The following is a 9,834-nucleotide window of genomic DNA, read 5'->3' as shown; positions in this document are numbered from 1 at the left end:
CACAACTTCCGGGGGAGCGTCAAGGTGAACTCTCCAGATTTTTTGTCATATCCGGCAATGCGGCACGAACTGTTGCAACGCAATCGCGCCGCCGGTGCCAACGGGATTGATCCATGACATCCAAGGCCCAGCCCCCTGCATGTTGCGCAGGGGGCCGTCTTGTGATCGACAGGCAAGACGGCACCGAAACGGCAAAGGCGCGACATGGGTGACATCCTCGAAGGTTTGCAGGCTGCGGCCCGGCTGATCCTGTCGGGCGATGCCGACCTAATCGCGATCAGCCTGCGCTCTCTGCAGGTGTCGCTGTCGGCGCTGGTGATCGCCTGCGCCATCGCGATCCCCTTCGGCACGTTTCTCGCAGTGCAGCGGTTTCGCTTCCGCCGGTTCTGTATCGCGGTCATCAATGCGCTCATGGGCCTGCCACCCGTCGTCGTCGGGCTGATCGTCTATATCCTGCTGTCGCGCTCCGGCCCCTTCGGCGTGCTGGGGCTGCTTTTCACCCCCACCGCGATGATCATCGCGCAGGTGATCATCATCACGCCCCTGATCGCGTCGATCACCCATCAGGCGATGCGCGAACTTTGGGCCGAATACCATGACCTTCTGATCTCTCTGAACACCGGCAAATGGCAGCGCATCAAGACGCTGATGTGGGACGGACGGCGCAACCTGCTGACTGCGGCCCTCGCCGGTTTCGGCCGCGCCATCGGCGAGGTCGGCGCGATCATGATCGTGGGCGGCAATATCGACAACGCCACCCGCGTGCTGACCACCGCCATCGCACTGGAAACCGGAAAGGGCGATTTCGCGCTGGCCCTTGGTCTGGGCTTCGTGCTGATCGCGCTGGCGCTGCTGGTCAACATCGCGATCCACTGGCTGTCGCGCACCGAAAGGTCGGGCCGATGGTAGCGTCGCTGTTTCCCATCTCGCTGCGGGGCGTAACGGTCAAACGCCGGGACCGCACGATCCTCGGTCCCGTAACACACACGCTCGACGACCGTGGGCTGACCGTGCTGCTGGGTCCCAACGGGTCGGGAAAAACGACACTGTTGCGGGCAATTCACGGTGTCGAACGCCTCAGCGAGGGCGCGATCGACTGGCCCGTCGCCCCCGCAACGGCCCGCGCGGCACAGGCCTATGTGTTTCAGCAACCGATCATGCTGCGCCGCTCGGTGGCCGACAACCTGCGCTACCCGCTGCAACTGGCCGGCTGGGCGCGGCGACGGATAGAAGACAGCGTCACCTACTGGCTCGCGCGCACCGGTTTACAGGATGCGGCTCGCCTGCAGGCCACACGCCTGTCAGGCGGCGAGCGGCAAAAACTGGCACTTGCCCGCGCCCTGATCCGTGAACCGGCGCTGCTGTTTCTCGACGAACCTTGCGCCAGCCTCGACGGTCGCGCCACGCGCGAGATCGAAACTCTACTCGTCGCCACGCTTGCCGCGGGCACAAGGATCGTCATGGCGACACACGACATCGGTCAGGCGCGCCGCCTGGCTACGGACGCGATCTTCATGCTTGGCGGACAAGTGCACGAAACCGGCCCCGCCGCCGCGTTTTTTGAAACCCCACAGACAAGCGCCCTGCGCGCCTTCCTGAGAGGAGACATCGTCGAATGATCCGCACGATCCTGTTGGCTGCCGCCACGTGTCTGTATGCGGTGCAGGCGCAGGCCGAAACCCTGCGCCTGGCCGTCACCACCTCGTTCGAAAACTCCGGGCTGGCCGACGTGCTGCTGCCACAGATCAGAGCCGACACGGGGATCGAGGTGCAACTGCTTGTCGTGGGCACAGGACAAGCCCTGCGGCTTGGCCAGGCCGGTAACGTCGACGCGATCCTCGTGCATGCCCGCGCGGCGGAAGAGGCTTTCGTCGCCGCCGGTCATGCCACCCACCGGCGCGAGATCATGTACAACGACTTTGTCCTGATCGGCCCGTCCGCCGATCCCGCCGGCATCGCCGACGCGGGCAGCACGGCAGAGGCATTCGCGCGCATCGCAGACGTCCGCGCGCCATTCGTCAGCCGGGGTGACGAAAGCGGCACGCACCAGACGGAACTGGCGATCTGGGCCGCATTAGACACTGATCCGGCGCAGACAGGACCGTGGTATCACGCCGTCGGTGCCGGCATGGGCGCCGCGCTGAACACCGCAGCGGGTCTCGATGCCTATATCCTCGCCGACCGGGCAAGCTGGCTGAATTTCGGCAACACCGCCGGTTTGGCGCTGCTCTATGCGGGCGATCCGGCGCTGTTCAACCAATACGCCTATCTTCCGGTCAATCCCGAGCGGCACCCCCATGTCGCTCATGCGGCGGCTCTCCGGCTGGAACGCTGGCTGACCGGGGATGCGGCACGCACGCTGATCGACGGCTACACCATCGACGGCCAGCAACTCTTCGTCTTCAACGCTGACAACTGATCCACGCCCGCCCTTGCGACACGACGCGCACTGGCAAAGCCCCTTGACCTGTCATATGCACGCCCGACGAACCGAAAGGGACAGATGATGACCAAAACCATCCTGCGCGCGCTGGCAGGCGAAACGCTGCCGACACCGCCAATCTGGATGATGCGGCAGGCGGGGCGGTATCTGCCTGAATACAAGGCCACGCGGGCGCAGGCGGGCGACTTCCTGTCGCTGTGCTACAATCCCGAACTGGCCGCAGAAGTCACGCTGCAACCGATCCGCCGCTACGGGTTCGACGCCGCGATCCTGTTCGCCGACATCCTGCTGGTGCCGCAGGCCCTCGGCGCCGATCTGTGGTTCGTTACCGGCGAAGGCCCGCGCCTGTCGACCATCACCAGTCGCGCGCAACTCGATGCGCTCAAACCCGCGAACGCGATCCACGATCACCTCGCCCCGGTTTATGAAACCGTGAAAATCCTGTCGCGCGAACTGCCTGCCGATACCACGCTCATCGGTTTCGCCGGTGCGCCGTGGACCGTCGCCACCTATATGATCGCCGGGCGCGGTACGCCCGATCAGGCCCCGGCGCACGCGCTGAAATCCGAAGACCGCGCCACCTTCACCGCTCTCATCGACCGTATCACCGACGCGACCATCGCCTACCTGTCGATGCAGATCGACGCGGGCGCCGAGGTGGTCAAACTCTTCGACAGCTGGGCCGGATCGCTGGAGGGTGCGGATTTCAACGACTTCTCCATCGCCCCGATGCAGCGCATCACCGCCGCCCTCAAGGCGAAGCACCCCACCGTTCCTGTCATCGCCTTTCCGCGCGGGGCCGGCGCACGTTATCAGGGTGCGCACCGCGCTATCGGAGCCGACTGTATCGCGGTGGACGACGGTATCAATGCGGCATGGGTGGCCGAACACGTGCAGCCCATGGGCTGCGTGCAGGGCAACCTGAAATCCTTGCATATGGTCACCGGCGGCGACGCGCTGGTGACCGAGACCCGCCGCATCGTCGACGCCCTGTCGGGCGGCCCGCATATCTTCAACCTCGGCCACGGCATCACCCCCGATGCCGACCCCGACAACGTGCGACTGATGATCGACACCGTGCGCAGCGGCTAGTGCGTGTACTCAATTGGGGTATTCCCGTGGGATGGCACTGGTGGTTCATTCCTGCAAAAGAGCAGGAGGTTGTCATGGCGCGATACGATCTGAGCGACGAGGAATGGATGATCGTGCATCCGTTACTGCCGAGACCCGGCAAGTGCGGGCTACAGGTGGGCGATCGGCGGGTGGTCAACGGAATACTCCATGTGCTTCGCACCGGTGCGCCCTGGCGCGATCTGCCGGAGCGCTACGGCCTCTACATGACCGTCTACAATCGGTTCGACCGCTGGGCCGAACGCGGTATCTGGCTGAAGACATTCGAAGAACCGGCACGGCGGTCGCCGCATTCCCTGCACCTGATCGGTAGTTCTATCGTCCGAGCCCACCAACACGCCGCAGGCGGAAAAGTGGGGACGGATAACGCCATCGGCCGCTCTCGTGGCGGATTGAGCACCAAGGTCCACGCCGTCGTCGATCAGGATGGTATACCGGTCAAGCTGTTGATCCCCCCCGGACAAGCCTCCGACAAAACCGCTGCACCGCTCCTGCTGAACGCCTTGCTATCCGGCACCGTCATATCTGACAGGGGTTACGACAGCCGCGCCTTGGTCGAGTTGGTGCGCGACCGCGGTGGCGAGGCGCACATCCCGACGCAAAGCCGGGTGCGACTCCAGCGCAGCGTTCCAGCCGATCTCTATCGTCAACGCAACCTCGTGGAACGCTTCTTGTGCAATCTCAAACAGGTCCGCCGCATTGCCAAATGCTTCGAGAAACACGCCGCCACTTTCATCGCCGCCGTCGCCCTCGCATCCTCAAGACTGTGGCTGCGTGCTATCGAATCCACGCCCTAAACGGAAAATCTTGACAATCGGCCATTTGTTCAAGATATATTTTAAAGTAGGCGGAGAAGCTGGACAGCTCCCCCGCCGATATGCCCCTCAAGTGGGGCTGCACCCGGATAGCCATGCTTCGCATCGCACACCGGCTGGGGAACTATATGGGCACTTTTGGCCTCATATCGTTCTCCTCGCAGCTTCCAGTGCGAGGTCTGGCCTGCGGAGCGCAGGAAAGTTGAAATCAGAACAAGCTTTTGCTTGTCCTATCAAAGGAAGCTGCAACTTCCTTGGTTTCTGAGCCGCTTTTGGGCGGCTCATTCTCTTCCATGACAAGGGCAAACAATCCTTTGCCGGGTCTGTTTAAACGTCCATCCTTCGCAAACTTGTAAATTGTTGGCGCAATTTGGGATTTATTGACACCAGGCCACCAACGGAATCCAATTTCATTTACAATACTGTCAACCAACATTGGGCCACCATCTGTCTCCTCAAGAACGGACCGAGTCATCTCCCATATCGTTGGAATTCCATCAGGACGCTGGGCTCCCTCAGTTGTGTTTGCAGCATTTTTGATGCCCATATCTTGATGTTGAGACTCAGCGTAGCGACTGATGATTTCAATTGCCGAGACGATCTCAACGCGTTCGGCTTCCAAAGATTTTTGTGCAGCCTCAATATCTTTGAGACGCTTCCGTAGGGATTCGGGGATATAAGTTCTCATGAGCATCAATTAGCAGGGATGGAAGATGCCCTCAAGAACATATTGATAGAACATTAATGGAACAAAATTATTTATTGATGCGCTACAAAAACGCAGTTTCCTCGAAACTGCGTAATTTCCGGCTGTGGATGCGTTCCAGCGGCATCTCGCGCAGGCGCTCCATTGCGCGGATACCGATCAGGAGATGGCTGGCCACCTGCGTCTTGTAGAAGTTGGACGCCATGCCCGGCAGCTTCAACTCGCCATGCAGGGGTTTGTCTGACACACAGAGCAGGGTGCCGTATGGCACGCGGAACCGGAATCCGTTTGCGGCGATCGTGGCACTTTCCATATCCAGCGCCACGGCACGTGACTGCGAAAGGCGCTGCACGGGGCCGGAATGGTCCCGCAGTTCCCAGTTGCGGTTGTCGATGGTGGCGACGGTGCCGGTGCGCATGATGCGCTTCAACTCGAATCCTTCCAGCGCGGTGACGTCGGCCACGGCGGTTTCCAGCGCGATCTGGATTTCGGCGAGTGCCGGGATCGGCACCCAGACCGGCAGGTCGTCATCCAGCACGTGATCCTCGCGCAAATAGGCGTGGGCCAGCACGTAGTCGCCCAGCCGTTGCGTGTTGCGCAGACCGGCACAGTGGCCGACCATCAGCCAAGCGTGGGGCCGCAGCACGGCGATGTGGTCGGTCGCCGTCTTGGCGTTCGACGGGCCGACGCCGATGTTTACCAGCGTGATCCCGCCGCCGCCCTTGCGCTTGAGGTGGTAGGTCGGCATCTGCGGCATCTTGGCGGGTGCCTCGATGGGAGCGTCGGGGTCCGTAATCTCGACGTTGTAGGTGCTGACGAAGCTGGTGTAGCCGCTGTCGGGATCGGCAAGCATCTGGCGTGCGTAGGCCTCGAATTCCTCGACGTAGAACTGGTAGTTCGTAAACAGGACATGGTTCTGGAAATGCTCTGCCGCGGTGGCGGTGTAATGCGACAGACGCGCCAGTGAATAGTCGATCCGCTGGGCGGTGAACGGGGCCAGCGGGCGCGCGCCGTCGGGATAGAGATAGCCCTGCCCGTTGACGATGTTGTCGTGGGTCGTGGCCAGATCGGGCACGTCGAAGACATCGCGCAGGTTGAACTCCATGCTGCCGTCCTGTGGCACGGACAGGTTTGCGTCGTTGGCGACAGCGAAATGCACCGGCATCTCGGTCATGGACGGACCGATCACGACGGGGACGCCGTGGGATTTGATCAGGAGGCCGATCTGCTGTTCCAGATAATGCGCGAAGAGATCGGGGCGGGTGACCGTTGTGGCGTAAACGCCGGGTTCGGCGACGTGGCCGAACGAGAGGCGGGAATCCGTCGTGGCGAAGCTGGTCGTCGTCAGGCGGATTTCGGGGTAATAGGCGCGGTAGCGCCGGTCCGGCATGCCGTCGGTCAGGGCGTTCGCGAAGTTGTCGCACAGGAATTTCGCTGCCGTGACATAAAGCTCTTCCAGCCGGGCGACGGCCGCTTTCGCGTCCATGAACGCCTCGGGCGCGGGAACGTCGGGCGTGTGCAGGGCAAGGTGTGTGGTGTCGATCATTTGTTATCCTTTTTGGCCACGGTGATGCGTGACGGTCTTGTGTGAAATCTATGTGTAATCTGCGTCACTCGGATGAGGTCAGCAGGTCCGTGAAGGTGAATGTCGTCACGTCGACCAGCCCCAGATCGCTGATCCTGAGTTCCGGTATGACGACCAGCGCCAGCAGCGAGTGCTGCATGTAGGCGTTGTTGAGGGTGCAGCCGCAATCGGCCATGGCCTTTACCATGCGGTCGGCGGCTTTCGCGACCTCTGCCGCCGGACGGTCGGACATCAGGCCCGCGATGGGCAGTTCGACCAGCGCGATTTCCGCACCGTCCTTCCAGACGGTGACGCCGCCGCCGACCTCGCCCAGCCGGTTGGCGGCCTGCGCCATGCTGTCGCGGTCCGTGCCGACGACGATCATGTGGTGACTGTCGTGCGCCACGGTGGAGGCCATGGCCATCTTGCCGGTGTAGCCGAAGCCGGAGACGAAACCGTTGACGACATCGCCGGTGCCGCGGTGACGTTCGACGAGCGCGATCTGGCAGGTTTCGCCTTCGCCTTCGACCACGCCGTCTACCACCGGCAGATCGGCGGTGAGGGCCTTTGTCGGGGCCTGATTTTCAATGACGCCGATGACCTTGGCGGTGACGGTGTTCGCGCCGTCCGGGGCTTTCACCGCGAAATTGGCGGCATTGAGGGTCTTACCCATGTGCACGGTTTGTCGCGCGGAATCGGGCCAGTCGTAGTGCGGACAGTCCACGGTGATCTTGCCGTTTTCCGCCACGATCTGCCCGCGCGCGATCACGGTGTTGATCGGCAGGGTGATCAGGTCGTCGGTAAGGATCACGTCGGCGCGCCTGCCCGGCGCGATGGAGCCCAGCTCGCGTTCCAGTCCGAAATGGGTGGCGGTGTTGATCGTGGCCATCTGCAACGCGATGAGCGGATCGCAGCCACAGGCGATGGCGTGGCGGACGACGCGGTTCATGTGGCCGTCGTTGACGAGCGTGCCGGCCATGCAGTCGTCGGTGCACAGGATGAAATTGCGCGGATCGAGGCCCTTTTCAGTGACGGCGGTGATCTGCGTTTCCACGTCATACCACGCCGAGCCGAGGCGCATCATGGAGCGCATCCCGTTGCGCACGCGGGCGATGGCATCAGCCTCTGCCGTGCCTTCGTGATCGTCCGCCGCCCCGCCTGCGACATAGGCCGAGAACGCGGTGCCCTTGTCGGGGGAGGCATAATGCCCGCCCACGGTCTTGCCCGCGTTCATGGTGGCGGCCATTTCGGCGAGCATCTGCTTGTCACCGTCGGTGACACCGGGAAAGTTCATCATCTCGCCCAGCCCTATGATGCCGGGCCAAGACATCGCTTCGGCCACGTCATCGGCCGTGATTTCGAACCCGGTGGTTTCCAGACCGGGGGCGGAGGGCGCGCAGGAGGGCATCTGTGTGTAGATGTTCACGGGCTGCATCAGCGCCTCGTCATGCATCATGCGCACGCCGTCGAGGCCCAGCACGTTGGCGATCTCGTGCGGGTCGGTGAACATGGTGGTGGTGCCGTGCGGGATCACGGCGGCGGCGAATTCGGCGGGGGTGAGCATCCCGCTTTCGATGTGCATGTGACCGTCGCAGAGGCCGGGGATGAGGTATTGGCCGTCGGCGTCGATAATTTGCGTATCGGGGCCGATGCAATGGGAGGCGTCGGGGCCGATGTAGGCGAAACGCCCTTCAGTGATGGCGACCTGCCAGCCGTCGAGGACCTCGCGCGACTGGACATTGACCAGCTTGCCGCCACGGATCACCGTGTCGGCCGCTTCGCGACCGGCGGCGACGGCGACAAGGCGGGGGGCCACGTCGGCCCAGGATTTGATGTGAGTTACCATCCCCAAATATTTCACTGATTTGAAGCGGGAACAAGGGGGGCCGACGCGCTGCATGGCGGACATGCAAGACGGGCCGCCACAATCCGTGACGGCCCGCCGAATGTTTCACGCCGCGGCGTGTCTATTCGCTGAACTGTGCCAGGAAGGCGTAGATGTCGTAGGCCTGCTGTTCGTCGCGAACCTGATAGGACATCTTGCCACGTGCGCGGCGGTTTTCCAGAACCTCTTTCAGGAAGTCGGTCGGCCCCTGTACGTAGGCCACGAAGTTCTCTTCGGTCCAGACCGCGCCGGTTTCGCCGTATTCCACGATCGAGTCGCCGTAGCGGAAATCCTCGACCGAGCCGGGCTGTCGCCCCGCGACGCCGTAGAGGTTCGGGCCGGTGCGCGCGTTGCGTCCGGCAAGTACCTCACCCGAGGCATCGGCGACGACGTGGCAGGCGACGCATTGCCGGTTGAACTGCTCTTCCCCTGCGGCGATGTCACCCTGCGTTGCGGCATGACCGTCCGCGAATGCGGGGGCAGCCAGAACAGCGAACGCAGCTGCGGCTGTAAATCTCTTCATCACTCATCGTCCTTTTGATCGTTTGACCACACCGCATCGCGGGTGCCCTGATGAAATCAGCTTAGCGTCTCAGCAGTGACAGTCCAGTGCGGGGGTCAAAACTCTGCGTGAACGATCAGCCGGAGGTTGTCGGCCAGCGCCGGTGGTCGGGCGGACAAGTGCGGTATCACCGATCAGGAATCGCCGTCTGCCGTTTCCCCGTGATCCATCTCGCCGTGGTCCATTTCGCCATGATTCATGTCGTCGGCCACGCGCGGCTCGACGTTGAAGGTGATCGCGACCGCGCCCGCGCGTTCGAAAACCAGCGTCGCGTCGATTTTTTCATCAACCTCGAACGGATCGCCGCCCAGACCCATGAACATCACGTGCTTGCCACCCGGCGCCAACCGAACCGTTTCGCCGGGTGCAATATCTAGCCCGTCGATATGCACCATGCGGCTGATATCGTCGGTCACGATGGTGTCGTGGATCATCACGCGGGGAAAATCCGCCTCGACCGCGATGAGGCGGTCCGGGGTATCGCCGGTATTGGTGATCTCAAGGTATCCCGCGCCGCTTTGCGCGGTGGCGGGCGTTTCGAATGCCATCGGGTGCGCGATGACAAGGTCACCGACGTTATAGTCGTGGGCGGCGGCCATGGCAGGCAGGCTGCCAAGAAGGAGGGCTGTCAAGAAACGCATCGGGTGTGTCCTTATTCCGGTGATGCGACCGGGGTAGGAAATGCGCAGACGGGACACAAGGCACCTTTTGTCACAGATGCGTTTAGG

Annotated in this window: 10 protein-coding genes; 5 read left to right on the top strand and 5 right to left on the bottom strand. The window is 62.5% G+C overall.

All coding sequences use genetic code 11. The features are described from left to right. Nucleotides 1–204: 204 nt before the first annotated feature. The 5 genes from AC04PH_RS01830 to AC04PH_RS01810 all read left to right on the top strand — a co-directional run bounded on the left by AC04PH_RS01830 (nucleotide 205) and on the right by AC04PH_RS01810 (nucleotide 4,371). The gene (locus tag AC04PH_RS01830) at nucleotides 205–909 is read left to right on the top strand and encodes an ABC transporter permease (RefSeq protein ID WP_483064036.1); all 705 of its coding nucleotides are present in this window, start codon (nucleotides 205–207) and stop codon (nucleotides 907–909) included. Continuing rightward, complete coding sequence (locus AC04PH_RS01825; RefSeq protein WP_483064035.1) at nucleotides 903–1,619, top strand: ATP-binding cassette domain-containing protein; 717 nt, start codon at nucleotides 903–905, stop codon at nucleotides 1,617–1,619. The genes AC04PH_RS01830 and AC04PH_RS01825 overlap by 7 nt, the downstream gene beginning before the upstream one ends. Further along, the gene (locus AC04PH_RS01820; RefSeq protein WP_483064034.1) at nucleotides 1,616–2,419 is read left to right on the top strand and encodes an ABC transporter substrate-binding protein; all 804 of its coding nucleotides are present in this window, start codon (nucleotides 1,616–1,618) and stop codon (nucleotides 2,417–2,419) included. Before AC04PH_RS01825 ends, AC04PH_RS01820 begins: the two co-directional genes overlap by 4 nt. 87 nt (nucleotides 2,420–2,506) lie before the next feature. Next, nucleotides 2,507–3,535, top strand: a complete 1,029-nt coding sequence (hemE, locus tag AC04PH_RS01815; protein WP_483064033.1) for a uroporphyrinogen decarboxylase — start codon at nucleotides 2,507–2,509, stop codon at nucleotides 3,533–3,535. A 74-nt stretch (nucleotides 3,536–3,609) separates the two neighbouring features. Then, nucleotides 3,610–4,371, top strand: coding sequence for an IS5 family transposase (locus tag AC04PH_RS01810; RefSeq protein WP_483064032.1), 762 nt, complete (start codon nucleotides 3,610–3,612; stop codon nucleotides 4,369–4,371). Nucleotides 4,372–4,597: 226 nt separating this feature from the next. Here the strand turns inward: AC04PH_RS01810 and AC04PH_RS01805 are convergent, their stop codons facing one another. The 5 genes from AC04PH_RS01805 to AC04PH_RS01785 all read right to left on the bottom strand — a co-directional run bounded on the left by AC04PH_RS01805 (nucleotide 4,598) and on the right by AC04PH_RS01785 (nucleotide 9,747). Next, entirely contained in the window at nucleotides 4,598–5,077 is a 480-nt protein-coding gene (locus AC04PH_RS01805; RefSeq protein WP_483064031.1) for a hypothetical protein, read from the bottom strand. An 82-nt stretch (nucleotides 5,078–5,159) separates the two neighbouring features. Beyond that, entirely contained in the window at nucleotides 5,160–6,641 is a 1,482-nt protein-coding gene (locus AC04PH_RS01800; RefSeq protein ID WP_483064030.1) for an AMP nucleosidase, read from the bottom strand. A 64-nt stretch (nucleotides 6,642–6,705) separates the two neighbouring features. Continuing rightward, nucleotides 6,706–8,505 carry an adenine deaminase gene (ade, locus tag AC04PH_RS01795; protein ID WP_483064029.1) on the bottom strand — a complete coding sequence of 600 codons (1,800 nt, stop codon included), beginning with the start codon at nucleotides 8,503–8,505 and terminating at the stop codon, nucleotides 6,706–6,708. 121 nt (nucleotides 8,506–8,626) lie between these two features. After that, nucleotides 8,627–9,067 (bottom strand): c-type cytochrome, encoded by a 441-nt coding sequence (locus AC04PH_RS01790; RefSeq protein WP_483064028.1) that lies wholly within the window; start codon nucleotides 9,065–9,067, stop codon nucleotides 8,627–8,629. A gap of 173 nt (nucleotides 9,068–9,240) precedes the next feature. After that, nucleotides 9,241–9,747 (bottom strand): copper chaperone PCu(A)C, encoded by a 507-nt coding sequence (locus tag AC04PH_RS01785; RefSeq protein WP_483064027.1) that lies wholly within the window; start codon nucleotides 9,745–9,747, stop codon nucleotides 9,241–9,243. Nucleotides 9,748–9,834 lie beyond the last annotated feature (87 nt).

Source organism: Yoonia sp. KMU-150 (assembly GCF_056858355.1).
This window is presented reverse-complemented; position numbering and strand designations above follow the sequence as displayed.